The organism is Oxalobacteraceae bacterium OTU3CAMAD1, assembly GCA_024123915.1.
Lineage (GTDB): Bacteria > Pseudomonadota > Gammaproteobacteria > Burkholderiales > Burkholderiaceae_D > Rugamonas.
This window is the reverse complement of the sequence record CP099650.1, coordinates 7,444,859-7,470,362: the sequence shown is the minus strand read 5'-3', so window position 1 is coordinate 7,470,362 and position 25,504 is coordinate 7,444,859. Positions and strand designations below refer to the sequence as shown.

Annotated in this window: 17 protein-coding genes, 2 tRNA genes and 3 rRNA genes; 9 read left to right on the top strand and 13 right to left on the bottom strand. The window is 60.5% G+C overall.

Annotation, left to right across the window (positions count from 1 at the left end; genetic code table 11):
- Positions 1-124: 124 nt before the first annotated feature.
- Positions 125-1,051 (bottom strand): aldo/keto reductase, encoded by a 927-nt coding sequence (locus tag NHH88_32060; protein USX14203.1) that lies wholly within the window; start codon positions 1,049-1,051, stop codon positions 125-127.
- Positions 1,052-1,283: 232 nt separating this feature from the next.
- Between NHH88_32060 and NHH88_32055 the strand changes: the two genes are divergently transcribed.
- A complete protein-coding gene (locus NHH88_32055; protein ID USX14202.1) occupies positions 1,284-2,579 on the top strand; it encodes an HDOD domain-containing protein in 1,296 nt (431 codons plus the stop codon).
- Positions 2,580-2,724: 145 nt separating this feature from the next.
- Here NHH88_32055 and NHH88_32050 read toward each other — a convergent pair whose 3' ends face one another.
- The 9 genes from NHH88_32050 to NHH88_32010 all read right to left on the bottom strand — a co-directional run bounded on the left by NHH88_32050 (position 2,725) and on the right by NHH88_32010 (position 11,375).
- A complete protein-coding gene (locus tag NHH88_32050; GenBank protein USX14201.1) occupies positions 2,725-3,870 on the bottom strand; it encodes a D-alanyl-D-alanine carboxypeptidase in 1,146 nt (381 codons plus the stop codon).
- Positions 3,871-3,933: 63 nt separating this feature from the next.
- A complete protein-coding gene (locus tag NHH88_32045; GenBank protein USX14200.1) occupies positions 3,934-4,602 on the bottom strand; it encodes an alpha/beta hydrolase in 669 nt (222 codons plus the stop codon).
- Positions 4,603-4,608: 6 nt separating this feature from the next.
- Positions 4,609-4,926, bottom strand: coding sequence for a (2Fe-2S) ferredoxin domain-containing protein (locus NHH88_32040; GenBank protein ID USX14199.1), 318 nt, complete (start codon positions 4,924-4,926; stop codon positions 4,609-4,611).
- A gap of 52 nt (positions 4,927-4,978) precedes the next feature.
- Entirely contained in the window at positions 4,979-6,169 is a 1,191-nt protein-coding gene (locus NHH88_32035; protein ID USX14198.1) for a VanZ family protein, read from the bottom strand.
- Positions 6,166-6,777, bottom strand: a complete 612-nt coding sequence (locus NHH88_32030) for an ABC-type transport auxiliary lipoprotein family protein (GenBank protein USX14197.1) — start codon at positions 6,775-6,777, stop codon at positions 6,166-6,168. The genes NHH88_32035 and NHH88_32030 overlap by 4 nt, the downstream gene beginning before the upstream one ends.
- 9 nt (positions 6,778-6,786) lie before the next feature.
- A complete protein-coding gene (locus NHH88_32025; protein ID USX14196.1) occupies positions 6,787-7,725 on the bottom strand; it encodes an MlaD family protein in 939 nt (312 codons plus the stop codon).
- Positions 7,725-8,594 (bottom strand): ATP-binding cassette domain-containing protein, encoded by an 870-nt coding sequence (locus tag NHH88_32020; GenBank protein ID USX14195.1) that lies wholly within the window; start codon positions 8,592-8,594, stop codon positions 7,725-7,727. The genes NHH88_32025 and NHH88_32020 overlap by 1 nt, the downstream gene beginning before the upstream one ends.
- Entirely contained in the window at positions 8,594-9,721 is a 1,128-nt protein-coding gene (locus tag NHH88_32015) for an ABC transporter permease (protein USX14194.1), read from the bottom strand. Before NHH88_32015 ends, NHH88_32020 begins: the two co-directional genes overlap by 1 nt.
- Before the next feature lie 181 nt (positions 9,722-9,902).
- Positions 9,903-11,375 (bottom strand): DUF4080 domain-containing protein, encoded by a 1,473-nt coding sequence (locus NHH88_32010; protein ID USX14193.1) that lies wholly within the window; start codon positions 11,373-11,375, stop codon positions 9,903-9,905.
- 434 nt (positions 11,376-11,809) lie between these two features.
- Here NHH88_32010 and NHH88_32005 point away from each other — a divergent pair.
- The 5 genes from NHH88_32005 to rrf all read left to right on the top strand — a co-directional run bounded on the left by NHH88_32005 (position 11,810) and on the right by rrf (position 16,927).
- A 16S ribosomal RNA gene (locus tag NHH88_32005) occupies positions 11,810-13,338 on the top strand.
- A 74-nt stretch (positions 13,339-13,412) separates the two neighbouring features.
- Positions 13,413-13,489: transfer RNA gene (locus NHH88_32000), tRNA-Ile, on the top strand.
- A 23-nt stretch (positions 13,490-13,512) separates the two neighbouring features.
- Positions 13,513-13,588 (top strand) — tRNA-Ala (locus tag NHH88_31995).
- A 220-nt stretch (positions 13,589-13,808) separates the two neighbouring features.
- Positions 13,809-16,681, top strand: a 23S ribosomal RNA gene (locus NHH88_31990).
- 133 nt (positions 16,682-16,814) lie between these two features.
- Positions 16,815-16,927 (top strand): 5S ribosomal RNA (gene rrf / locus NHH88_31985).
- The 16S, 23S and 5S rRNA genes sit together here with 2 tRNA genes alongside, the layout of an rRNA operon.
- A 164-nt stretch (positions 16,928-17,091) precedes the next feature.
- Here the strand turns inward: rrf and NHH88_31980 are convergent.
- Positions 17,092-18,381 carry a GMC family oxidoreductase N-terminal domain-containing protein gene (locus tag NHH88_31980; GenBank protein ID USX14192.1) on the bottom strand — a complete coding sequence of 430 codons (1,290 nt, stop codon included), beginning with the start codon at positions 18,379-18,381 and terminating at the stop codon, positions 17,092-17,094.
- Positions 18,382-18,501: 120 nt separating this feature from the next.
- Between NHH88_31980 and NHH88_31975 the strand changes: the two genes are divergently transcribed.
- Positions 18,502-18,789 (top strand): hypothetical protein, encoded by a 288-nt coding sequence (locus tag NHH88_31975; GenBank protein ID USX14191.1) that lies wholly within the window; start codon positions 18,502-18,504, stop codon positions 18,787-18,789.
- 93 nt (positions 18,790-18,882) lie between these two features.
- Here the strand turns inward: NHH88_31975 and NHH88_31970 are convergent, their stop codons facing one another.
- A complete protein-coding gene (locus NHH88_31970) occupies positions 18,883-21,012 on the bottom strand; it encodes a TonB-dependent receptor (GenBank protein ID USX14190.1) in 2,130 nt (709 codons plus the stop codon).
- A gap of 203 nt (positions 21,013-21,215) precedes the next feature.
- On the opposite strand from NHH88_31970, the gene NHH88_31965 reads away from it, so the two are divergent.
- Together NHH88_31965 and NHH88_31960 are read left to right on the top strand one after the other, a co-directional pair.
- Positions 21,216-22,736, top strand: a complete 1,521-nt coding sequence (locus NHH88_31965) for an aldehyde dehydrogenase family protein (protein ID USX14189.1) — start codon at positions 21,216-21,218, stop codon at positions 22,734-22,736.
- 2 nt (positions 22,737-22,738) lie between these two features.
- A complete protein-coding gene (locus tag NHH88_31960; protein USX14188.1) occupies positions 22,739-23,110 on the top strand; it encodes a DUF779 domain-containing protein in 372 nt (123 codons plus the stop codon).
- Positions 23,111-23,112: 2 nt separating this feature from the next.
- Here NHH88_31960 and NHH88_31955 read toward each other — a convergent pair whose 3' ends face one another.
- Positions 23,113-25,038 (bottom strand): sigma-54-dependent Fis family transcriptional regulator, encoded by a 1,926-nt coding sequence (locus NHH88_31955; protein USX14187.1) that lies wholly within the window; start codon positions 25,036-25,038, stop codon positions 23,113-23,115.
- Between the last annotated feature and the right edge of the window lie 466 nt (positions 25,039-25,504).

Genomic DNA, 25,504 nt, shown 5'->3' with positions numbered 1-25,504 from the left:
CGGATTAGGCGGAACGCCGTAATCCGCCAATGCGTGAGCTGTCGAAACGCATGCATTGGCGGATTACGCTGCGCTAATCCGCCCTACGTGTTTTAGAATTGAGCAAGGTTTTGCAGCGCTTAGCTCACGCTACTTCGTGGCCGCGCGCGGCGCGCAGGATCTCAAACCACTGGCTGCGGCTCAGCGTGAACTGCGTCGCTTCCACCGCCTCCGCCACCGCCTGAATCCGCCCTGATCCGGTCAGTGGCACCGGGCGGCTCGGCAACTGCATAATCCAGGCGAACACCACGCTGCCGAACGGACGCCGCACTTCATCGGCGATCTTCTGGATCACGGCGCTCACCCGCACGCCGGCCGCATCGTCCTTGCTGAACAACCGCCCTCCGGCCAGTGGCGACCAGATCATCGGCGCTACGCCCAAATCCTGCAACCCGTCGAAGGTCTCGTCGAACATCGGCGCCACGCACAGCGGCGAGAACTCCACCTGGTTGGTCGCCAGCGCGATGCGGCGGTTCAGGCTCTCGAACTGGTGGCGGCTGAAATTGGACACGCCGAAATGCCGCACCTTGCCCTCCTGGCGCAGGCGCCCGAAAGCCTCGGCGATCTCGTCGAAATCCATCAGCGGATCGGGACGGTGGATCAGCAGCAGATCCAGGTGATCGGTGCCCAGCTGGCGCAGCGAGTTCTCCGCCGACGCGATGATGTGGCTGGCGCTGGTGTCATAGTGCTGAATCGTATGGTCCGGACGTGCCGCGTTGAGTAGTTTGATGCCGCACTTGCTCACCAGCTGCATGCGCGCGCGCAGCGACGGTTGCAACGCCAGCGCCTCGCCGAACACCGCTTCGACGCCGTAGCCGCCGTAGATATCTGCGTGGTCGAAGCTGGTCACGCCCATGTCCAGGCATTGCTCGATGAACGCCATCCGTTGCTGGGGCGTCAGCTTCCATTCGTTCATGCGCCACATGCCGGCGACGATGCGCGACAAGGTCGGACCGCCCTTGCTGGTGACGATGGAAGGGCAGGACAGGTCGGTCGGCGGGACGTAGCTCATGAGCATGCTTTCACAGGTGGCGGGAGTGCGCAGATTATACGAGAACCCTGTATTTTAGTTACAGAGATTGCGTGGCGGCGCCCCGGGTTTTTTCGCCATGCCAAGTTGTGCGCCATAAATTCCACGGTATGATCGTTGTAGAAAACGCTTCCGCAGAGGGTATGACGTGGGATTTTTGTCTTTTCTGAGGCCGAGGGCGCAGCCTGCCGCACCTGCCGTCAGCATGTCCGTCATGGAGCCACCGCCGGTGCAGGTGCCAGGGCCGACGCCGGTCAAGCCTCCCGCCGGCGATCCGGACGCCGTCGTCGTGCGTGCCGAGATCGTCGACACGCGCAACCGCCTTTGCGGCTACCGGTTCTCCGTTCCCCTTGGTGGCAGCGGGCTGCCATTGGTCGAGCCGCTCGCGATCGACACATTGGCCGCTGCGGGCCTGCCGGAGTTCGCGCAGAACCGCCTGGCACTGGTACAGCTCAGCATGGATGCGGTAGTCGCCCAACACCACCTTCCGCTGATCGCGCCGCACACCATATTCATGCTGGACCTTAAGGCCACCGAACTGCCCGTGGCGCAAATCGCCGAGCGGATGGCCGCGCTGCGCCAGTCCGGCTGCAAGGTCGCCTTGCGCGGCGTGTCGCTGGACGCCGACGACGTGCCGCTGCTGGCGCTGTGCGACCTGGCGATGCTGTACTTGAATGAACATGCGCTGGCGGACTTCCAGACGCTGGCCAAGCAATTGCGCATGCGCTACCCGGACATGATGCTGGCGGTCGATGGCGTCGAATCGTGGGACGAGCAGCGCATGTGCCTGTCGTGGGGCTGCGACTATTTCCTCGGCCACTACCTCTCCACCAGCGACCAGGTCGATCCGGACGCCAAGGTCGATCAAAGCCGCATGACGTCGATTGAGCTGCTGAACCTGCTGCGCACGGACGCCGAACTGCCCGCCATGATCGAGGTGGCCAAGCGCGATCCCGGCATGACGTTCCAGGTGCTGCAATGGGCCAATGCGCCGAGCAACGGTCAGACCACCAAGGTCACCAGCCTGCAGCAGGCGTTCATGGTGCTGGGACGCAATCAACTGTATCGCGGGCTGACGGTGTCGATGTTCCGTCTGGGCAGTGGTGCCAACCGCGAGCGTGACGCCTCCTTGTTGGAAGTGGCGCTGACGCGCGCGCGTTTTTTGGAGACGTGCAGTCCGCTGCCGTTGGCCAAGCGGGACGAATTGTTCCTGGTGGGGCTGTTGTCGCTGTTTGATGTGTTGCTGGGCGTGCCGATGGCCAATTTGGTCGGCAAGATGCATCTGTCGGACGATATCCGCGATGTGCTGCTGGGTAGCGAGGGCGTGTACGGGCCGTATTTGATGGTGGTGCTGCTGCTGGAGCGGGACAAGGTCGAGCGGGCGCTGGAGATCGCGCGGACGCTGGGGATGGAAGCAGATGGGCTGGCGGCGTGTGGCAGAGCCGCGTTCAAGTGGGCCCAGGAATCGATGCGTTACACAGGAGACCCGGGAAACACGGGAAATACGTAGGGCGGATTAGGCGGAACGCCGTAATCGGCCAATCCATGCGTCGTCGAAACGCACGCATTGGCCGATTACGCTGCGCTAATCCGCCCTACGTGTCTCCACGTGTCCCCACGTGTATTGACATCAGCGAGCCAAATCGGATGTCGTCTTAGTTCATCCAGAGGCGCATCGAATCCCAGGCGCGGCCGAAGATCGACGCTTCTTCCACATTCTCCAGCGCCACCACCGGCAGTTCCAGCAGCGGCTTGCCGTCCACCATCATCTTCAGCGAGCCGACACGGGTATTGAGCGGCAACGGCGCGACCAGCGGGTCCTTACGCTCAAGCACCGGCTTCATCTTGGCGGCGACCCCCTTCGGCACCGTCACCATCACATCGCTGGTGAAGCCGATCTTGACCGAACCCTGCGAGCCCTTCCAGATTTCCGGCGTCGCGATGGCCTGGCCCTTGGAGTACAGCTTGACCGTGTCGAAGTTCTGGAAGCCCCAGTTCAGCAGCTTCTGGCTTTCCTGCGTGCGGGTGTTGTCGGAATTGGTGCCCAGCACCACCGAAATCAGGCGGCGCTCGCTGGCGCCGTTCGGACGACGCGCCGAGGCGATCATGCAATAGCCGGCCGCTTCGGTGTGGCCGGTCTTCATGCCGTCGACGGTCGGGTCCAGCCACAGCAGGCGGTTGCGGTTTGGCTGCGTGATCTTGTTATACGTGAAGCTCTTGACCGAGTCGATCTTGTAGAACTGCGGGAAGTCCAGGATCACGCGCTTTGCCAGCACCGACAGGTCTTGCGCAGTGGAATAATTGTCCGGGCTTGGCAGGCCATGCGGATTGGCGAAGCGGGTCGACTTCAAGCTCATGCGCTCGGCTTCCTTGTTCATCATGACGACGAAGGCCGATTCGTCGCCGGCGACGGCCTCGGCCAGCGCGACGGCGGCGTCATTGCCGGATTGAATCATCAGACCGTGCAGCAGGTCGTCGATGCTGACCGGCGTGGCCGGGTCGATGAACATCTTCGAGCTGCTGGCGTCGACCTTCCACGCCTTGGTCGAGACGTTGACCATCTGGTTCAGGGTGAGCTTCTTGTCGCGCAGCGCGCCGAAGACGACGTAGGCCGTCATGATCTTGGTCAGCGAGGCAGGCTCGACGCGGGCGTTCGGATCTTGCGAGGCGATCACCTGGCCGCTGGTGGCGTCCAGCAGCAGCCAGGATTTGGCGGCGATGGTAGGGGGCGGCAGGGTTTGGGCCACAGCGGCGGACATCAACATCACACTGGTGGCCAGTGCCGCGATCAATTTTTTCATGGGCTAGTTGTTCGGTGGTAAGGTTAAAAAAGTGCGTAAAAAAACAGCGGGGATTATAGAGCGTTAATCCGCTGCGGAGGTGTCCGTTTCGGTGCCGGCGACGTCGCCGGGACGGCGCCACAGCTGGGTTACCCAGCTTTTGATGTGTTGCAACTTGCGATGGAAGAAGTGGTCGGCGCCCGGGATGACGATCACCGGGATCTCCTGCGGACGCAGCCAGTCGAGCACGTCGATCAGCGGGATGGTGTCGTCGTTTTCGCCGTGGATCAGGATGGTGTCGGCTGGAATGTCGGCCATTTCCCATTTCTTGGCGGCGCTGCCGACCAGCACCAGGCGCTCGGCCGGGGTGCCGGCGGCGACCAGGCGCTGCGCCAGCTTCGACTGCACGAAGGTGCCGAACGAGAAACCGCCCAGCGCCACCGGCAGGCCCGGATATTTCTCCGTCATCCAGGCGTGCAGGATGGCCATGTCGTCGGTCTCGCCGTGGCCGTGGTCGTGCACGCCCTCGGAGGCGCCGACGCCACGGAAGTTGATGCGCGCCACCACGTAGCCGAGGCTGGCGAAGGTGCGCGCCAGCGTGACGGCGACCTTGTTGTCCATCGTGCCGCCGTACAGCGGGTGCGGATGGGCCACCAGGGCGACGCCGACCGGCGTGTCGTTCTTCGGATAGTCGATCTGGCCTTCCATCAGGCCGGCGTTACCTGCCAGGGTGAATTTTTCGTTCTTGTTCATAGCTCTTTAAATTTTAAGACGGTCAACAATCTTGCCTTGTACCAAGTGACTGTCGATGATTTCATCGATGTCGCTGGTGTCGACGTAGGTGTACCAGACGCCTTCCGGGTAGACCACCAGCACCGGGCCTTCCTCGCAACGGTCCAGGCAGCCTGCCTGGTTGATGCGGACGCCGCCGTGGCCGTTGATGTCCAGTTGCTTGCAGCGTTTCTTGGCGTGCTTTTGGGCGGTTTCCGCGCCGTGGTCGCCGCAGCTGTTGCGGCCGTCGTCACGCTTGTTCATGCAGAAGAAGACGTGGTGTTTGAAATACGGAGTGTCGCTCATGGCTATCTCTCTCGGAAAAAGTTGTCAGCCGGCGAGGCCAATGCTTGAGGCGCTATGATACCCGCCCTTGGCCCGGGCCGGTGTTTGGGTCTCTGGGCTCCTTGTTGAGCTTGTGCGAGGGCAGCCACAGGAACCAGACCGCGAAGAACGGCCACAGCAGCGACAGGAATTGCGCCGCGCCATTGAAGTTGAGGAACTTACCCTGCACCCATGTTTGCAAAGTGGCCACGAAATACGGGTTGGCGGGTGTGGTGTTGATGACCACCAGGCTTAACAACAACGTCACCGCGCCCAGCCGCCGCTGCGCCACGTGCGGGGCGAACATCAGGCCGGCGAGCATGATGGCGCCGATCAGGAAGCCGCCCTCGGCGCCCGGCGTCACCCAGGCGAAGGCGTTTTCCGGCGAAAATAGCAGCGCCGTCGCCAACGCCTTGACGACGATGGCCGAACCGATCATGGCCACCACCAGCAGGGCGCGCGGGGCCGGCTTGCGCAGCAAACATAGCAAGGTCAACGCCGCGCCGACCATGCCGCAGGCGGTGATAATGGTCTCCGACAGCCAGTATTGTTCGACCGTCAGCACCATGTCCGGCCGCACGTAGCTGGCCAGGTCGATCTCCATGTCGAGCAGCTGCGACATCCAGTCCGACAGGATCGGCAGCAACTGGCCCAGGCCGAACAGGAAGCTTTGCGGATAGATCTGCGCCAGCGGCCAAAGCGCCAGCAGCACCAGGCCCTGGCTGGCGTGCGGCGCGAACCAGGCGCGCCGCAGCCGCTGCAGCGGGCTTTCATCGAGCAGCCGCCGCACCGTTAGCGCGCCGATCAGGCCACCGATCGCGCAGCCGGCGGCGTTGGTGTAGAAGTCCAGGTTGGACGAGACGCGGCTGGGCAGGTAGGTTTGCACCGCCTCCATCGTGCCGGACACCAGCAACCCGCATAAGGTGGCGAGCAGGAAGGCGAAGATGCCGCGAATGCGCGGGTACAGCGAGTAGACGATCAGCGCCCCCAAAGGCACGTAGCCGACCACGTTGATGATGGCGTCGAACTTGGTCCAGTAGCGCGGCATGCTGGAGGTTTCGAGGAAGATCAGCGGCGACAGGCCCTGGTTCTGCCAACCGGAGAACGGGAACCAGCTGGCGTAGATGATCAGCAGCAGATAAGCCAGCAGCGCCGCGCGCGAGAGCGGCGAGCCTTTGCGGACGGGCGCCGGAACGGGCGGCGCCGATGCCGCCGGTTGCGTCATTGTCCTTGCGGCGGCAGCGCCGCCAGCCACACCAGCACGTCGGCGGCCAGTGCGTCGGAGGCGTCGGCCAGGGCGCGCGCGCCGCCGGCGGCATCCGCGCTAGGCGCCGGGGCGCTGCGGGCAAAGGTCTTCTGGTCCACCAGGCGGTGGTTGCGGAACACCGAGGCGCGCAGGCTGATATTGCCGCTGCTTTGCGTGGCCGTCTCGAAGTTCTGTGCGAAGTCGTCGACCTCCAGCCGTAGCAGGTTGACGGCGGCGGCCGAGTCGGTGGTCGACAGCACCTTCACGCCGGCCTGCGCGATGCGCGCCTTCATGCGCTGCGTGACCAGCTGCAGCGGGGTGCTGGTCCACTGGTTGTAGGCGTAGGGGCGCGATTGGCGCGCGTCGGCGTACAGCAGGCGGTATTGCATGCGCTCCGAATCGAGCGACGCCGGACCGGTGGCGTCGGCGACGATGATGGCGCCGATGCTGTTGGCGGCGGCCGCCTGGGTTGGCGGCGGCAGCGGGCCAAAGTCGTAGTGGGCGTTGGTCGGGCCTTTGCTGGCGCAGGCGCTCAGCAAAACGGCGGCGATGATGATGGCGGCGCGGGCGCGCAGGGTCGTGGTCATCGGTGATCCTTATTTGGTCGGAGCGGTAAAGCCTTCTTCCCCCGGGCCGGGCGGGGTGCCGGGCGCGCCGAAGATCAGGCTTTGCGGACGATCGTTAATCTTGTTCATGGTCTTGCGCAGCGCGCGCATCGACGAGCGGGTGTCGTCGGCCAGCGAGTTCACCTGCGGCAGCGTGTCCAGTTCCAGGCCTCCGGCCACCGATTCGACCGACAGGCCGATGCGGTCGACGGTGCCGCTGACGCGCGCGATCGGCCCGTCCGGCGCTTGCAGGCCGGTGGTCAGGCGATTGACGTCGGTCGCCAGCGCGTTGACGGACACCAGCGTCTTTTGCACCTCGTTGGCCAGCGCCGGCAGCTTGACGATGGTCGGCTCCAGCTTGGCCGGCAGGTCGCGGTATTTGTTGGCGGTCGCGCTGACGTCGGCGAACGCCGCCAGCATGATCTTCTGGTTTTCGGGGCTGAGCAGGGTGTTGAGGCGTTTGGTCACTTCCTCGGTCTGCGACAGGATCTCCTTGCCGCGCTTTTCCACCTGGTCCAGGAAGCCCTGGCGCAGCGGAATGACGGCCGGCGCCTCGTTGCTGGTGGCCAGCAGCGGCGAGCCGGTTTGCTCGTCGTCGAGCTGGATGAAGGCGATCCCGGTCACGCCCTGGTAGCCCAGGGTGGCGTAGGTGGTCTTGGTGATCGGCGCGTCGGTGTTGATGTTGAGCGTGACGAGGATCTGGCCGGCCATCTTGGGATTGAAGGCGATGCCGCCGACCTTGCCCACTTCCAGGCCCCGGTAGCGCACCGGCGCCTGCGGGTTCAGGCCCGGCACCGATTGCGTGGTGGCGATCACGTACGGCGCCCGCTCGACGCGGTCGCGGTTGAACCAGATGCCGAACAGGATCGCCGCGATCAGCAGGGTGATCGTGAAAAAGCCGGTGGTGAGTGCGTGTGATCTGTTTTCCATCAGTGATCCTTATTGGTTTTTTCGTCCAGCGCCTTTTCGTCCAGTGCCTCCAGCGCGCGGCGTCCCCGGTCGCCCAGGAAGAACTCCTTGATGAACGGGTGGTCGACCTTCAGCACATCCTGCAGCGGGCCGAGGGCGATCACGTGTTTTTCCGCCAGCACGGCGATGCGCGTCGACAGTGCGAACAGCGTATCCAGATCGTGCGTGACCATGACGACGGTCAGTCCCAGCTCCCGGTGCAGCGATTTGATCAGGGATACAAACGCTTCCGACAGGTCGGGATCGAGGCCGGCGGTCGGCTCGTCGAGGAATAGCAGCTTCGGTTCCAGCGCCAGCGCGCGCGCCAGGGCCACGCGCTTGACCATGCCGCCGGACAGGTCGGACGGCATCTTGTTCGCGTGTTCCGGTCCCAGGCCGACCATATTCATTTTCAGCAGCACGGCGTCGCGCACCAGGTCTTCCGGCAGCACCTGCAGCTCGCGCATCGGCTGGGCGATGTTCTCGAACACCGTCAGCGCCGAATACAGCGCTCCCTGCTGGAACAGCATACCCCAATGGTTGCGCAGCTGCTGGAGTTGCGCCGGACCGATCTCGCTGATGTCTTCGCCGAACACGCGCACGCAGCCGCGCGCGGGGCGCTCGAGGCCCAGCATCTGGCGCACCAGTGTGGTCTTGCCGGTACCGGAGCCACCGACGATGGACATGATCTCGCCTTGTTCGATTTCCAGGTTCAAGTCCTGGTGCACGACGGTGCGGCCGTACTTGGTCCACAGGCCGGTGATGTCGACGATCGGCACGCTGCCGTCGAGGGTTAGTTCACCTGTGCCCGGACCGCAGGCTTTGTCGGGAACGAGTGCAAGATCGGCCATCAGAACCCCACGCCGTTGAACAGGATGGCGAACACCGCGTCGGCCAGGATCACGACCGTGATGGCCGTGACCACCGAGGTGGTGGTGCCGCGTCCCAGGCTTTCCGTGTTCGGCTTGATGCGCAGGCCGAAGTGGCACGACACCAGCGCGATCAGCACGCCGAACACCACGCCCTTGCCAAGGCCGATCATGTAGTTCGCCAGCGGCACCGCGTCCGGCAGCTTGGAGATGAAGTACTGCGGCGACAGGCCGAGTTCTACCTGCGCCGACAGCATGCCGCCGATCAGCGCCATCGAATCGGTCCAGATCACCAGCAGCGGCATCGAGATGGCAAGGGCCAGCACCTTCGGCATCACCAGGCGGAAGCCGTGCGAGATTCCCATCACCAGCATGGCGTCGAGTTCCTCGGTCACCCGCATCACGCCCAATTGCGCGGTGATCGAGGAGCCCGAGCGGCCCGCCACCAGAATCGCCGCCAGCAGCGGTCCCAGTTCGCGGATGATGCTCATGCCGAGCAGGTTGACCAGATAGATGTCGCCGCCGAAGGCACGCAGCTGCTGGGCCGACAGGAACGACAGCACCACGCCGATCAAGAACCCGACCAGCGCAGTGATACCCAGCGCCTGGAAGCCGGCGTGGAAGATGTTGGCCGAGATTTCCTTCCACGGACCGCGTTGCGGCGCGCGGACGAAGCGCCACAGGTCCAGGGTCAGTTGGCCGATCAGCGTGATGAAGCCGAGCATGTGCTCGAAGAACAGCAGCATCGCGAAGCCAAGCTTCATCACCCACGTCAGGCGCTGCTGGCGTGGGCGCGGCAGTTCGATTTTGCCGGTGGTTTCGAGCCGGTTGAAGAATTCTTCCTGCCCCGGCGCCAGGTGCAGGTCGGGCGGGCGGGTTTTGCCCCAGGCGTTCCAGAACAGCTGGGCGCCGATGTGGTCCATGCTGTCGATCGCCGACAGGTCCCAGCTCACTTTGTCGGCCTTGAGGGATTTCAGCAGCCCGGTGATGGTGGCCATCGCCTTGCCCTGCGCCAGAGCGTGCACTTGCCAGGTGCCGCCCGCCGCGACCGACGGGCCGTTGGCGGCACCTGGATTGAGGGTGAGGGTGGGCTCTTGGGCTGTAGGCATTACGTCAGTTTAAGGGAGTTTGGCACTGTCCGCCATAGGAGTTCGCGGCGGCGGTGCGCTGCCGCCCTCTGGCAAATGGCGGAGGCGCTAAAGGCGAAACCCGCACCGCCAGGCGGGGACTCGGCGTCCCCGTCGACCCAATGGGGTACGACCCCAGGCTCCGGTTTGCGGGTTGGCGGCATCAGGCAGCCAGCCTCCGGGCCTGCCGCTTGGGCGCCGGCGTCTCGGCCGGTTTGGGCTTGGACCCGGCGTAATCGCTGGCCAGCAGCGCGTCGGCGTCCGACTTGTCCATGCCGCGTTCCTGCAAATACCGCGACACCATAGCAACCAGCCGCTCGAGCGCGATGCGGTGGGTGGCGTCGGTGTTCGCGTACAGCCAGTCCGAGAAGGCCATGAAGTGTTCGAACGCAGAATCCCCCAGCAGCACCGGCAGCGTATTGCCAAAGCGGCCCGAGTTGGCCACCAGGTCCCAGTAGCGGGCGAAACGCACCAGCCGCTGCATGGTGGGGAAGTCGATATCGCGGTTGGCCAGGATGGTATAGGGCGCGTACGGCTCGAACACCAGCCCGAATTCCTGCGTGTGGCGGATGATCGGCGTGCCGCGCAGGCGTTTGAGGATGCCGAACTGGATCTCGTGCGGATCGAGCGCCCACAGTTTGTTGAAGCCTTCGGCGAAGCTCTCCACCGTCTCCCCGGGCAGGCCGGCGATTAGGTCCACATGCATGTGGGCGTTGGAGTGGTCGGTCAGCCAGCGGATGTTGTCGGCGGCCTTCTGGTTGTCCTGCTTACGGCTGACCAAGGTCTGCACCGCCGGATTGAAGCTCTGGATGCCGATCTCGAACTGCAGCGCGCCGGGCGGGAACTTGCTGATGCCCTCTTTCAGGGCGTCCGGCAGGTGGTCCGGCACCAGCTCGAAGTGGGCGTAGACCGGATCGTCCGGGTTGGCCTCCAGCTTATCGAGAAAGAACTGCATGATCTTCAAACTGGTCTTGATATTCAGGTTGAAGGTGCGGTCGACGAACTTGAACAGCCGCGCGCCGCGCGCGTGCAGCGATTCCATCTCCGCCAGGAAGCTCTCCAGCGCGAACGGCCACGCCGTCTTGTCCAGGGCAGACAGGCAGAATTCGCACTTGAACGGGCAACCGCGCGAGGCTTCCACGTAGATCGTGCGGTTTTTGATGTCGTCGTCGCTATATAAGGAGTAGGGCAGCTTGATCTCGGCCATCGGCGGCTGCACGCCGGCGTGCACCTTCATCAGCGGTTTCGGGCCGTTGAGGATTTCGCCGCACAGCTTGGGGAAGGTGACATCGCCCCAGCCGGTGATCAGGTAGTCCGCCAGTTTGACGATTTCCTGCTCGTTCGACTCGTACGACACTTCCGGCCCGCCCAGCACCACCATCACATGCGGCGCCACGCGCTTGAGCATGGCGATGACTTTGGTCGATTCCTCGACGTTCCATATATAGATACCGAAACCGACGATCTTCGGCGCGTGCGCCAGGATGCGCTCGACGACCTCGGTGGTCTTGGCACCGATGACGAATTCCTGCAAGCGCGTCTGTTCCTGCAGCTCTCCCATATTTGCTAATAGATAGCGCAATCCCAGCGAGGCGTGGGTGTAGCGGGCGTTGAGGGTGGTGAGCAGGATGGACATGACGCACTTTTGGATCGGTAAAAGCGACATTTTACGCTGTCGCTCTTGTCAGCAGTCGAACCCTTTGCTATAGTTCGCCTCCCCGCAAAACGGTGTGCACAAAACAGCGTGTCGCAGAATGAAGCGGGGCAAAAAGAAGTGGTTGACGAGATGTTCGAAACGCCTCATAATCTTGCCTCTTCGCTGATGAACACAACGCTCCATCAGCAAGCAGTACCGAATAAAGTTCTTTAAAAATTAACAGTCGATAAGTGTGGACGTTTGATGAAAGTGCACGCGGAGCAAGGGTAACCAAGTTCCGCGATACTTAAAATATCAAATGTTCACAAGAAGTAATGAAATAGGCGCTACGAAAGTAGTGGCCTGTCAGTATTTTGAGTGAGCGACCTCTTAGCAATAAGAGTGCCGGTAAAACGGCAAAAGTAACAGAGATTAAACTGAAGAGTTTGATCCTGGCTCAGATTGAACGCTGGCGGCATGCCTTACACATGCAAGTCGAACGGCAGCGCGGGGCAACCTGGCGGCGAGTGGCGAACGGGTGAGTAATATATCGGAACGTACCCTGGAGTGGGGGATAACGTAGCGAAAGTTACGCTAATACCGCATACGATCTAAGGATGAAAGTGGGGGATCGCAAGACCTCATGCTCCTGGAGCGGCCGATATCTGATTAGCTAGTTGGTAGGGTAAAAGCCTACCAAGGCATCGATCAGTAGCTGGTCTGAGAGGACGACCAGCCACACTGGAACTGAGACACGGTCCAGACTCCTACGGGAGGCAGCAGTGGGGAATTTTGGACAATGGGCGCAAGCCTGATCCAGCAATGCCGCGTGAGTGAAGAAGGCCTTCGGGTTGTAAAGCTCTTTTGTCAGGGAAGAAACGGGTCTTTCTAATACAGAGGCCTAATGACGGTACCTGAAGAATAAGCACCGGCTAACTACGTGCCAGCAGCCGCGGTAATACGTAGGGTGCAAGCGTTAATCGGAATTACTGGGCGTAAAGCGTGCGCAGGCGGTTTTGTAAGTCTGTTGTGAAATCCCCGGGCTCAACCTGGGAATGGCAATGGAGACTGCAAGGCTAGAGTTTGGCAGAGGGGGGTAGAATTCCACGTGTAGCAGTGAAATGCGTAGATATGTGGAGGAACACCGATGGCGAAGGCAGCCCCCTGGGTCAAAACTGACGCTCATGCACGAAAGCGTGGGGAGCAAACAGGATTAGATACCCTGGTAGTCCACGCCCTAAACGATGTCTACTAGTTGTCGGGTCTTAATTGACTTGGTAACGCAGCTAACGCGTGAAGTAGACCGCCTGGGGAGTACGGTCGCAAGATTAAAACTCAAAGGAATTGACGGGGACCCGCACAAGCGGTGGATGATGTGGATTAATTCGATGCAACGCGAAAAACCTTACCTACCCTTGACATGGATGGAATCCCGGAGAGATTTGGGAGTGCTCGAAAGAGAACCATCACACAGGTGCTGCATGGCTGTCGTCAGCTCGTGTCGTGAGATGTTGGGTTAAGTCCCGCAACGAGCGCAACCCTTGTCATTAGTTGCTACGAAAGGGCACTCTAATGAGACTGCCGGTGACAAACCGGAGGAAGGTGGGGATGACGTCAAGTCCTCATGGCCCTTATGGGTAGGGCTTCACACGTCATACAATGGTACATACAGAGCGCCGCCAACCCGCGAGGGGGAGCTAATCGCAGAAAGTGTATCGTAGTCCGGATTGTAGTCTGCAACTCGACTGCATGAAGTTGGAATCGCTAGTAATCGCGGATCAGCATGTCGCGGTGAATACGTTCCCGGGTCTTGTACACACCGCCCGTCACACCATGGGAGCGGGTTTTACCAGAAGTAGGTAGCTTAACCGCAAGGAGGGCGCTTACCACGGTAGGATTCGTGACTGGGGTGAAGTCGTAACAAGGTAGCCGTATCGGAAGGTGCGGCTGGATCACCTCCTTTCTAGAGTGGCACGAACTTCGGTTCACTCATCAAGCGTTCACACTTATCGACTGTCAATATAAAGAACAGCATTTGGGGCTGTAGCTCAGCTGGTTAGAGCACCGTGTTGATAACGCGGGGGTCGTTGGTTCGAGTCCAACCAGCCCTACCAGTTTCTGCCTGTAGTAAATCTCAGGGGGATTAGCTCAGCTGGGAGAGCACCTGCTTTGCAAGCAGGGGGTCGTCGGTTCGATCCCGTCATCCTCCACCAAGAGTTCAAATGTAAGCCACAAGGTTTAGATTTGATCTTTTAGAGATCAAGTGCTGTACGTTCTTTAACAATCTGGAAGAAGTAAGTAAATTTTTATTGATCGCGACACCGACAGGTGGCGCGATGGGTAATGATTGTATGTATCAACAAACGCAACAACGTAGTACTTCTTATTTCTATAACCGCTCCTTTGTTTAGTCGCAAGGGGCTAACGTTATAGGGACAAGTGAATAAGTGCACATGGTGGATGCCTTGGCGATTACAGGCGATGAAGGACGTAGTAGCTTGCGATAAGCTGCGGGGAGCTAGCAAACAAGCTTTGATCCGCAGATTTCCGAATGGGGAAACCCGGCCTTTTAGGTCATTGCATACTGAATACATAGGTATGCAAAGCGAACGCGGCGAACTGAAACATCTAAGTAGCTGCAGGAAAATAAATCAACCGAGATTCCCAAAGTAGTGGCGAGCGAAATGGGAAGAGCCTGCACGTTTTAGCATGACGCATAACAGAATCCTCTGGAAATAGGAGCCATAGCGGGTGATAGCCCCGTATGTGAAATGCGATGTGTGGAACTAAGCGTGCGACAAGTAGGGCGGGACACGAGAAATCCTGTCTGAATATGGGGGGACCATCCTCCAAGGCTAAATACTCGTAATCGACCGATAGTGAACCAGTACCGTGAGGGAAAGGCGAAAAGAACCCCGGGAGGGGAGTGAAATAGATCCTGAAACCGTGTGCATACAAACAGTAGGAGCGGACTTGTTCCGTGACTGCGTACCTTTTGTATAATGGGTCAGCGACTTACATTCAGTGGCAAGGTTAACCATATAGGGAAGCCGTAGAGAAATCGAGTCCGAACAGGGCGATAGTCGCTGGGTGTAGACCCGAAACCAAGTGATCTACTCATGGCCAGGATGAAGGTGCGGTAACACGCACTGGAGGTCCGAACCCACTAATGTTGAAAAATTAGGGGATGAGCTGTGGGTAGGGGTGAAAGGCTAAACAAACTTGGAAATAGCTGGTTCTCTCCGAAAACTATTTAGGTAGTGCCTCAAGTATCACCATCGGGGGTAGAGCACTGTTATGGCTAGGGGGTCATCGCGACTTACCAAACCATTGCAAACTCCGAATACCGATGAGTGCGAGCTTGGGAGACAGACGTCGGGTGCTAACGTCCGGCGTCAAGAGGGAAACAACCCAGACCGCCAGCTAAGGTCCCAAAGATTGGCTAAGTGGAAAACGAAGTGGGAAGGCTAAAACAGTCAGGATGTTGGCTTAGAAGCAGCCATCATTTAAAGAAAGCGTAATAGCTCACTGATCGAGTCGTCCTGCGCGGAAGATGTAACGGGGCTAAGCCAGTCACCGAAGCTGCGGATATGCGTAAGCATATGGTAGGAGAGCGTTCTGTAAGCCTGCGAAGGTGTCTTGTAAAGGATGCTGGAGGTATCAGAAGTGCGAATGCTGACATGAGTAGCGATAATGGGGGTGAAAAGCCCCCACGCCGTAAGCCCAAGGTTTCCTGTTCAACGTTCATCGGAGCAGGGTGAGTCGGCCCCTAAGGCGAGGCAGAGATGCGTAGCTGATGGGAAGCAGGTTAATATTCCTGCACCGTCGTATGATGCGATGGGGGGACGGATCGCGGAAGGTTGTCCAACTGTTGGAATAGTTGGTTGCTGCTTCATAGAAGGCGCTTAGGCAAATCCGGGCGCGTAATTCAAGGGAGCGGGACGAGAGACTTAGGTCTCGAAGCAATCGGAAGTGGTTCCAAGAAAAGCCTCTAAGCTTCAGTCATACGAGACCGTACCGCAAACCGACACAGGTGGGCGAGATGAGTATTCTAAGGCGCTTGAGAGAACTCGGGAGAAGGAACTCGGCAAATTGGTACCGTAACTTCGGGAAAAGGTACGCCCTTGTAGCTTGGCTGATTTACTTCAGTAGGGTGAACGGGTTGCAATAAACTGGTGGCTGCGACTGTTTAATAAAAACACAGCACTCTGCAAACACGAAAGTGGACGTATAGGGTGTGACGCCTGCCCGGTGCTGGAAGATTAAATGATGGGGTGCAAGCTCTTGATTGAAGTCCCAGTAAACGGCGGCCGTAACTATAACGGTCCTAAGGTAGCGAAATTCCTTGTCGGGTAAGTTCCGACCTGCACGAATGGCGTAACGATGGCCACACTGTCTCCTCCCGAGACTCAGCGAAGTTGAAGTGTTTGTGATGATGCAATCTACCCGCGGCTAGACGGAAAGACCCCATGAACCTTTACTGTAGCTTTGCATTGGACTTTGAATCAATCTGTGTAGGATAGGTGGGAGGCTTTGAAGCGGGGACGCCAGTTCTCGTGGAGCCAACCTTGAAATACCACCCTGGTTCATTTGAGGTTCTAACCTTGGCCCGTTATCCGGGTCGGGGACAGTGCATGGTAGGCAGTTTGACTGGGGCGGTCTCCTCCTAAAGTGTAACGGAGGAGTTCGAAGGTACGCTAGGTACGGTCGGACATCGTGCTAATAGTGCAATGGCATAAGCGTGCTTAACTGCGAGACTGACAAGTCGAGCAGGTACGAAAGTAGGACATAGTGATCCGGTGGTTCTGTATGGAAGGGCCATCGCTCAACGGATAAAAGGTACTCTGGGGATAACAGGCTGATTCCTCCCAAGAGTTCATATCGACGGGGGAGTTTGGCACCTCGATGTCGGCTCATCACATCCTGGGGCTGTAGCCGGTCCCAAGGGTATGGCTGTTCGCCATTTAAAGTGGTACGTGAGCTGGGTTTAAAACGTCGTGAGACAGTTTGGTCCCTATCTGCCGTGGGCGTTGGAAATTTGAAGGGGGCTGCTCCTAGTACGAGAGGACCGGAGTGGACAGACCTCTGGTGTACCGGTTGTCACGCCAGTGGCATTGCCGGGTAGCTAAGTCTGGAAGAGATAACCGCTGAAAGCATCTAAGCGGGAAACTTGCCTTAAGATGAGATTTCCCAGAGCCTTGAGCTCTTTGAAGGGTCGTTCGAGACCAGGACGTTGATAGGTCAGGTGTGGAAGTGCAGTAATGCATTAAGCTAACTGATACTAATTGCCCGTACGGCTTGTCCCTATAACCTTAGCAGGTTATGGTTGAATAAGAAGTACGTTGAAACGTTCGTTGATACACAACTTCATTACCCCATTTACTTACTTCTCCAGATTCTGAGCAACGTTCACAAGAACGCGGCTCGTACAAGTCAATGCCTGATGACCATAGCAAGTTGGTCCCACCCCTTCCCATCCCGAACAGGACCGTGAAACAACTCTGCGCCGATGATAGTGCTGCAACCAGTGTGAAAGTAGGTTATCGTCAGGCTAGTTATATAGAAAAACCCCCATCAGCCTGAACGCGCTCAAGATCGCGTTCAGTGCAGGTGGGGGTTTTTTGCGTTTGGAAACCCGCACGGCCATGCGGGGTCGTACCCCAAGGGGTACGACCCCATTCCACGGCGGCTCGCGGTGCGGCGGCGGGCGGTTGGGTTAATTGCCACCCAAACCCACCCCCAACCGCTTCCCAAGACAAAGCAACGTCAACGTCGGCGGCAGTCCCCACGGCGCCGGAATCACCGAAGCATCGCAAACAAACAAGTTCCGCGTAGTCGTCTGCAAATTACCGTCCACCACATCGCCTATGCGCAAACTCCCTCCAGGATGCGCGGCGAAATGCCAGCTCTTGAAAATCTTCTTCGCTCCGGCCGCCCGAAGAATCTCGCGCGCCATGCCAACCCCGGTCGCCAACTTCGCCCTATCCCGGGCGGTCAACGTCTTATCCACCCATCGCGGGCCGACGTCTCCACCGATATCGTCGCGTATCTTCACCATCAAAGTCAGCGTCCGCGCATGCGACATCAGCCGGTCAAGTCGCCCGACCTGCGCCGCGAAGGCCTGATACATCGGCTTCGGCAACGTCATATCCGCCAGCGCGATACCTTCCTCATGCAAATACATCCCGGCAGCCATCGGCACCTCGGCGCCGCCGTCGATATCGTCCACCACACCCATGACCGCGATCACCGGATCGCTGAAGAAAGCGCTGCTTTCCGCATGCAGACCAGAGCGATGCAGCAGTCGCGGACTGCCGATGCCGCCTCCCGCCAACACCACGTTCGCGCCGAACACTTGGAGCATTTCACCATCCCGTCGATAGCGCACGCCGGTGGCACGGCCGTTCTCCACAATCACTTGCTCCACCTTGGCCTGGTCGATGAGGACCGCGCCAAGCTGAACAGCTTCATCGACGAAATCCCGGGCGGTCCACTTGGCGCCGAACGGGCAACCATAGACGCACCGCCAACAACCGGTGCGGCAAGATTGCGGACGAATCAGCTTATCGAGCTTGCGCCACCCCAGCTTGCGCGCCAGGGCGCCTTGCTGGATGCGCTTCGCCATCGGGCCGATCAACTCGTCCGGCAGCGGCGCCATCGGCAACTCGGCGCGCAGCGATTCCAACGCCGGCGCCAGGTCGATGCCGTGGGCGGCGAACATGGGCAATGGCGGCGGGGCGGCGGTGGCGAAGTTGATGGTGGTGGTGCCGCCTGCGGCGATACCGCTGACCAATAGTGAAGCGTCGCGATGGATGAACGCGCCCTTTCCGGGAACGGCGGCGATGCCAGCCATTTGCGAGAGCGTCCCTTGCAGTGGCGCCGCGCTTCCCTGTTCCAGTATCAATACGCGGAGTTTCCGGCGCGCCAGTTCTCGCGCGACACTGGCGCCGCCAGGTCCACTGCCGACAACGATCGCATCAAACGTTTGGACGGCTTGCTGGTTCATGGGGATATTCCTATATGAGGCGTTCACCTTAGCGCATTTTGTGCCCGCTTGCGCAAACACATAACCGATTTGCGTCAGCGGGTCACTATCCTGATTCCACAACTTTGCAGGAGCGTTGACATGAGCGACACCAACGAGCACAGCCGAATGGCCGAAAAATTGACCGGACCGGTTTCAGCGATATTGGACAAACACCATGCGACCATCATGCCCATGCTGGGCGGGGGCTCGGGATCGATCACGCGCGCGGCGCTGCGCGATGATGAGGCGGTGCGTAAGGTTGCGGGGTATTGTTATTTGATGTTGCCGGGGTTGGTGAGGCTGGCGGTGAAGGAGCCGGTGTTTGTTGATTTTGTGTTGGACAATCGGGAGCGGTTGCTGGACAGGTTGGTTGAGAAGGCCGCGTGATTCTTTGAGCTTCGCGGGCGGAGCATGCATGGCGGATTACGGCTTCGCCTAATCCGCCCTACGTGTCTCCGTGGCATTTGAACTTCGCGGTCGTTAGAACTGGTATTGCGCGCTTGCGCCGACTAGCCAGTTGCGTTGCGGGGCGGCTTCGTAATAGCGCTTGTTCGTGTCACCGACGATCACCGAGCCGACGTAGTTTTTATCCAGCAGATTGTTCAGCCGCACGAATTGTTTGAAGCGCCAGCCTCGCCACTGCTGCTTGGCGCTGACCCGTGCATTCAATATGCCGTAGCCGGGCGCCGGCTGATCGACGTTCCCATCGTCCGCGTAGATCTTGCTGCTGGCGATCGCTTCCAGCGCGGCGCCATAGCGGTCGCCGCTATCCTTCCACGCCACCTCCGCATAGGCGTTGGCATTCGGAACGCCGGGCAGGCGGCTGCCTTCCAGCACCGCGCCGTAGCTTTGATCGTAGATCGCGCGCAAGCTGGTCAGCGCGACGCGCGTGCTCAAACCGTAACGCCATGACGAGTCGAGCGACACTTCCAATCCTTGCCGCAAGGTCTTGCTGGCGTTGCGATAGCTGGTGCGGCCGCCGCCGCTGCTGTCGACCACCACTTCATCCGTCGTGCGGACCTGGAACACGGCGGCGTTGATGCTGGTGCGCTCGTCCAGCTTGCTCTTGATGCCCGCTTCCAGATGCGTGCTCTTGGCTGGTTGCAGGCCGAAGTTGAAACCGCCGCCGGTACCCGAGTAGAACAGTTCGTTGAGCGTCGGCGTTTCGAAACCGCGCGCGGCGCTGGCGTACACGTTGAGCATCGGCGACACGCGGTACAGCACGCCAAGCACCGGCGTCGTGTGGCTGTACTCCAGGCTGCCGCTGTCGTTGCCATTGCTCAGGAAGCGGTCGTCGACGGAAATCTTCACCGTGCTGCGGCGCAGGCCCGCGCTCAGCATCCAGGGACCGGATTGCCACTCGGCCTGCACATACGGATCGAGATTGGAGACCTTGTCCTGTTCGTCGCGGCGCAGCGCGCCCTTCACGCCCAACTGGGCGCCGATGAAATTTTCATATCCCTGACGACCATCGGTGGAGCGGCCGTACTCGACGCCGACGGTTGTGCTCAGCTTCCCGCCGGCCAGCTGGCTGACGTGCATCCAGCTCAGGTCGGTTCCATAGAAGTCGCGGGCGAAATTCACCACGCCGCCCGAGTGCGTCGGCGGCGCCTGGAAGCCACGCGAAAACGCCTGGTACTGGATCACCTCGCGATTGCCGCCGTAGGCGGTCACGCGCAGCCGGTCCTGGCCGAAGCGTTGCTCCCACGTGGCGCCGATCTGCGTGTGATCGATGCTCTTGCGGGTGTTGTAGCGGTCGGCCAGCGTGCGCTTCGGTGTCTGGGTATCGGTGGCGTCGGTTTCGCCCGCGCGCGGGTCGCGCTGGTAGGTGGCCCAGGTCACGCCCAACGGATCTTGGGTGTCGTCCTGGCGCAGCGCGTTGGCGACGATGGTCAGCTTGGCGTTGTCCATAGGCTTCACGGTCAGCTTGGCAAACGCCTGGTCGCGCGTGGCGGCGCTGTGTGCGCGGTAGCCGTCGGTCTCGAAGCGCGAAGCGTCGAGCACGTAACCGACACCGGCTTGCTTGCCCTGCGCGTTGACGTCGGCCTTGCGGGTGCCGTAACTGCCGGCGGTCAGGCTGGTTTCGATGGTGGGCGCGCCGTCGCCATCGCGCGTGAACATCTGGATCACGCCGCCCGAGTGGTTGCCGTAGATGGCGGAGAACGGGCCGCGCAACACTTCGATGCGTTCGGCCATGTCGAGATTGAAGGTGGCCGCCTGGCCTTGGCCGTCCGGCATGCTGGCGGGAATGCCGTCGGCGATCAACCGCACGCCGCGCACGCCAAAGGTCGACCGCGCCCCGAAGCCGCGCGACGAGATCTGCAAGTCCTGCGCATAGTTCTGGCGGTTCTGCGCCACCAGGCCCGGCACCGCCGCCAGCGCCTCGGAGGCGTTCACCCGTGCCTGGGACTCATGGATGCGCGCGGCGTCGACCACATCGATCGCGGCCGGCATGTCGAAGACGGTGTGGCCGACACGCGTGGCGCTGACGACGACAACTTCGACCGGCGCGTCTGTATTGCCTGCATTGTCGGCGGCGGTGGCCACGCTGGAAGCGCCAAGCGCGAACAGCGCGGCGACGGCATTAAGTTGAATTGGGGAACGCTTCATGTTTTCTCCGGATGGGCAGCCTGCAATATACCTGTCCGACGCAAAAAGTGCGCCGCGTTGCTCCACCGGTGTGTCAAAACTGAACACTGTCACCGGCGGACAACGTGGAAATCCCCGGCCATCCCTCTCAACGCCGCTGGCACGGTGTTTGCGAAAGAATGGTGGTCACCAACACCACACAACCATAGCAGAAAGAGGACGACATGAATCTCGCAGACATCAGCAAACTGGGCGTAGCCAATCCATTCAAGCCACGGTACGACAACTACATCGGCGGCAAGTTCGTCGCGCCGGTCAAGGGCGAATACTTCGGCAACATCACGCCGATCACAGGCCAGGTGTTTTGCGAGGTGGCGCGCTCGACCGCTGAAGACATCGAACTCGCGCTCGACGCCGCGCACGCCGCCAAGGACGCGTGGGGCAAGACCTCGCAGACCGAGCGCGCCAACATCCTCAACAAGATCGCCGACCGCATGGAGGCCAACCTGGCCCTGATCGCCACCGCCGAGACCATCGACAACGGCAAGCCGATCCGCGAAACCACCGCCGCCGACATTCCGCTGGCGATCGATCATTTCCGTTACTTCGCCGGCTGCATCCGCGCGCAGGAGGGCTCGGTGGCGCAGATCGACTCGGAAACCTACGCCTATCACTTCCATGAACCGCTGGGCGTGGTCGGCCAGATCATTCCGTGGAACTTCCCCATCCTGATGGCGGTGTGGAAGCTGGCGCCAGCGTTGGCGGCCGGTAATTGCGTGGTCTTGAAGCCGGCCGAGCAGACGCCGGCCTCGATCATGGTGCTGCTGGAAATCATCGCCGATTTGTTGCCGCCAGGTGTGTTGAACGTGGTCAATGGATTCGGCCTGGAGGCGGGCAAGCCGCTGGCGTCGAACAAGCGCATCGCCAAGATCGCTTTCACCGGTGAAACGGGCACCGGCCGCCTGATCATGCAGTACGCCGCGCAGAACCTCATCCCCGTGACCCTGGAGCTGGGCGGCAAATCGCCGAACATTTTCTTTGCCGACGTGATGGACGCCGACGACGCCTTCTTCGACAAATGCCTGGAAGGCTTCTCCATGTTCGCGCTCAACCAGGGCGAGGTGTGCACCTGCCCGTCGCGCGTGCTGATCCAGGAATCGATCTACGAGAAATTCATCGAGCGCGCGCTGGCCCGCGTGGCCGCGATCAAGCAAGGCAATCCGCTCGACGCCTCCACGATGCTCGGCGCGCAGGCGTCGCAGGAGCAGCTGGAGAAAATCATGTCGTACATCGACATCGGCAAGCAGGAGGGCGCCGAGCTGCTGGCCGGCGGCGAGCGCAATGTGCAGGGCGGCGACATGAAGGATGGCTACTACGTGCGTCCAACCGTGTTCAAGGGCGACAACAAGATGCGCATCTTCCAGGAGGAGATTTTCGGGCCGGTGGTGTCGGTCACGACCTTCAAGGATGAGGCCGACGCGCTGCGCATCGCCAACGACACGCTGTACGGGCTGGGCGCGGGGCTGTGGACGCGTGACGGTTCGCGCGCCTTCCGTGTCGGCCGCGCGATTCAGGCCGGCCGTGTCTGGACCAACTGCTACCACCTGTATCCGGCGCATGCCGCGTTTGGTGGCTACAAGCAATCGGGTATCGGCCGCGAGAATCACAAGATGATGTTGGACCACTATCAGCAGACCAAGAACTTGCTGGTCAGCTATAGCCCCAACGCCTTGGGGTTCTTCTAACCATGAGCGCGGCCATCGCCCGTGTCACGGCCACGCCGGCGGCGCTCGAGCTGATCGCCGCGTTGCGCGACCGGCACGGGCCGCTGATGTTCTTCCAGTCCGGCGGCTGCTGCGACGGCAGCACGCCGATGTGCTACCAGGCGGGAGAGTTCAACATCAGCGATACCGACGTGTTTCTGGGGGAGTTGGACGGTGCGCCGTTCTACATGGGGTGCGAGCAGTTCGCTTACTGGGAGCACACGCAGCTGATCATTGACGTAGTCGCCGGCAACGGCGGCATGTTCTCGCTCGACAACGGCACCGGCAAGCGCTTCCTGACGCGCTCGCGCTTGTTCAGCGACGAGGAGGTGTCGCTGTTGAAGCAACAGGCTTAGCGCTATTTGAGGTTCGGGACTTTGCGGTAAATCGTATTGCGCGAGATGCCGAGAGCGCGCGCGGCGGCGGAGACATTGCCGCCGTGCGCCGCCAGCGCCTTGTTGATGGCGTGTATCTCCATCTCCCCCAGGTTGGCATCGGCGCCCCCGTTGCTTTGAGGCGGCGCCGCCTGTTCATCATCCTGTTCAACGTCGTCCAGAAAATCGTCCGGCATATGGCGCAGGCAAATCTCATGTTCATCGCCCGCCATGACCACGGCCGTGCGCAGCAGATTGGTCAACTGCCGGAAATTCCCTGGCCAGCGATGGCGGCGGAACAGTCGCAGGATCTCGTCGGAAACACGATAGCGGCCGCTCTCCGCCTCGGTGGAGAGGATCTTCTTGACCACGCTCTCCAGATCGGTCCGGTCACGCAGCGGCGGCAGCTTGACCACCAGCCCGTTCAGCCGGTAGTACAAGTCTTCGCGGAACAAACCTTTGGCGATGCGATCGCGCAGATTATGATTGGTCGCGCAGATCAGTTCCACGTTCACCGGTATCGACTTGTCGCTGCCGAGCGGCGTCACCACGCGCTCCTGCAGCACCCGCAGCAAGCGTGCCTGCAAGCTATACGGCATGTCGCCGATCTCGTCGAGGAACAAGGTGCCGCCGTTGGCCTGCAGTATCTTGCCGACAGCGCCTTTCTTACGCGCACCTGTGAAGGCGCCGTCCTCATAGCCGAACAGTTCGGATTCGATCAGCGTCTCCGGGATCGACGCGCAGTTGACCGCCACGAAAGGACTCATCGCACGCGGCGAATCGTTATGGATCGCCTGGGCCAGTAGCTCCTTGCCGGTGCCGGTCTCGCCCATGATCATGATGGGAATGTCGTGGCCCAGCACGCGCGTGACCTTGTCGATCACCAATTCCAGTTGGGGATCGCCGGTGCGCAGGTAGCGCAGGCCGGACAGGCGCCGTTTGGCCGCCGCGGCCTGGGTGGCGCTGGGCCGCTCGGTGCGTTGCGTTTTGTCGTGCGTCAGCGATTGCTGGAACACGCCGTTGCTCAGGCGCAGCTGGGCGCGGCCGGCCACACGCACGCCGCTGTGCATGCACAAATTCAGCAGGCCCGGCGAAGCGGTGCGGTAGTGCTCGTACAGCGCCGACAGCGGCAGGCCGAATAGAGAGCTGAAGGTGTGCGATTGCAATTCCGCCGGCGACAGGCCCAACTGGAACTGGCCGTTGCGGTTTGCGGCGAGGAAGCGGCCACCGGGGCTGAACGATGCGATTCCTTCCATCAACGTGCCGATGAATTCCGGACGCGCATGGAAGTGCAGCGTGATCGAGTCCTCATAGGTGGCGGAGAATAGCTGGTTCTCGATCATCAGCGCGGACATGCGCACCAGTGCCATGGTGTGCTTGTGAAAACTGCGCTGGTCGCCGGAAACATCGAGCACGCCGATGACGTTGCCCAGGTGGTCGGCGATCGGCGCGGCCGAGCAGGTGAGGAAATGATTGGCGGTCAGGTAGTGCTGCTCCGCATGGACCAGCACCGGCGCCTGTTCCGCGATCGCGGTGCCGATGGCGTTGGTGCCCTTGCTTTGCTCGGACCAGGCGGCGCCGGGCTGCAGCGCGACGCGGTTGGCTTTCTCCAGAAAGTCGTCGTCGCCGAGGGAATGGACGATCACGCCGTGCGCATCGGTCAGGATCACCATGTTGTGGGTGTTGACGATCTGCTGGTACAGAGTTTCCATGGCCGGTACCGCGTGGGTGTGGAGCAGGCGGTTTTGTTCGAGCAGCAGCGAGAGATCGACGGTGGGGACGCGGCTCAAGTCCGCAGCGGAGTCTGGACGCAGTCCGTACTGCCGGGAGCGGCGGTGCGAGGTTTCGATAATCAGCGGCATGGTGTCTTCCCATGCCGTGCTCAGATGTGGCGCGGTGTGGCGTTCCATTTGTCTCGGTCTCCGATGGCTGTTGGCAGCTCTGGGCCTTAATGTAGCACCATCCAAGTGCACCGCGCAGCGTTCAGGACGCTGATGCAAAAATAAACCTTGTCAGTTCAGTCCCGGCTTTGCTATAGTTCGCCCCCTCGCAGAACAACGCATCTCAGCGACAAGCTAAATGCGGAGTGAAACGAGAAAAGAAGAAGTGGTTGAGGGGTTGACGAAATAAGCGAAACGCTTCATACTCTTTCTTCTGCGCTGACGAACAAAACGATTTGTCAAGCGTGCAAGCAGTACCAGACAAAGTTCTTTAAAAATTAACAGTCGATAAGTGTGGACGTTTGATGAAAGTGCACGCGGAACTTCGGTTCCGCGATACTTAAAATATCAAATGTTCACAAGAAGTAATGAAATAGGCGCTACGAAAGTAGTGGCCTGTCAGTATTTTGAGTGAGCGACCTCTTAGTAATAAGAG

What these genes read in the sequence shown, in the direction of transcription:
- NHH88_32060 (USX14203.1), bottom strand. Translation starts at nt 1,051, where the DNA reads ATGAGCTACGTCCCGCCGACCGACCTGTCCTGCCCTTCCATCGTCACC.
- NHH88_32055 (USX14202.1), top strand. Translation starts at nt 1,284, where the DNA reads ATGGAGCCACCGCCGGTGCAGGTGCCAGGGCCGACGCCGGTCAAGCCT.
- NHH88_32050 (USX14201.1), bottom strand. Translation starts at nt 3,870, where the DNA reads ATGAAAAAATTGATCGCGGCACTGGCCACCAGTGTGATGTTGATGTCC.
- NHH88_32045 (USX14200.1), bottom strand. Translation starts at nt 4,602, where the DNA reads ATGAACAAGAACGAAAAATTCACCCTGGCAGGTAACGCCGGCCTGATG.
- NHH88_32040 (USX14199.1), bottom strand. Translation starts at nt 4,926, where the DNA reads ATGAGCGACACTCCGTATTTCAAACACCACGTCTTCTTCTGCATGAAC.
- NHH88_32035 (USX14198.1), bottom strand. Translation starts at nt 6,169, where the DNA reads ATGACGCAACCGGCGGCATCGGCGCCGCCCGTTCCGGCGCCCGTCCGC.
- NHH88_32030 (USX14197.1), bottom strand. Translation starts at nt 6,777, where the DNA reads ATGACCACGACCCTGCGCGCCCGCGCCGCCATCATCATCGCCGCCGTT.
- NHH88_32025 (USX14196.1), bottom strand. Translation starts at nt 7,725, where the DNA reads ATGGAAAACAGATCACACGCACTCACCACCGGCTTTTTCACGATCACC.
- NHH88_32020 (USX14195.1), bottom strand. Translation starts at nt 8,594, where the DNA reads ATGGCCGATCTTGCACTCGTTCCCGACAAAGCCTGCGGTCCGGGCACA.
- NHH88_32015 (USX14194.1), bottom strand. Translation starts at nt 9,721, where the DNA reads ATGCCTACAGCCCAAGAGCCCACCCTCACCCTCAATCCAGGTGCCGCC.
- NHH88_32010 (USX14193.1), bottom strand. Translation starts at nt 11,375, where the DNA reads ATGTCCATCCTGCTCACCACCCTCAACGCCCGCTACACCCACGCCTCG.
- NHH88_31980 (USX14192.1), bottom strand. Translation starts at nt 18,381, where the DNA reads ATGAACCAGCAAGCCGTCCAAACGTTTGATGCGATCGTTGTCGGCAGT.
- NHH88_31975 (USX14191.1), top strand. Translation starts at nt 18,502, where the DNA reads ATGAGCGACACCAACGAGCACAGCCGAATGGCCGAAAAATTGACCGGA.
- NHH88_31970 (USX14190.1), bottom strand. Translation starts at nt 21,012, where the DNA reads ATGAAGCGTTCCCCAATTCAACTTAATGCCGTCGCCGCGCTGTTCGCG.
- NHH88_31965 (USX14189.1), top strand. Translation starts at nt 21,216, where the DNA reads ATGAATCTCGCAGACATCAGCAAACTGGGCGTAGCCAATCCATTCAAG.
- NHH88_31960 (USX14188.1), top strand. Translation starts at nt 22,739, where the DNA reads ATGAGCGCGGCCATCGCCCGTGTCACGGCCACGCCGGCGGCGCTCGAG.
- NHH88_31955 (USX14187.1), bottom strand. Translation starts at nt 25,038, where the DNA reads ATGGAACGCCACACCGCGCCACATCTGAGCACGGCATGGGAAGACACC.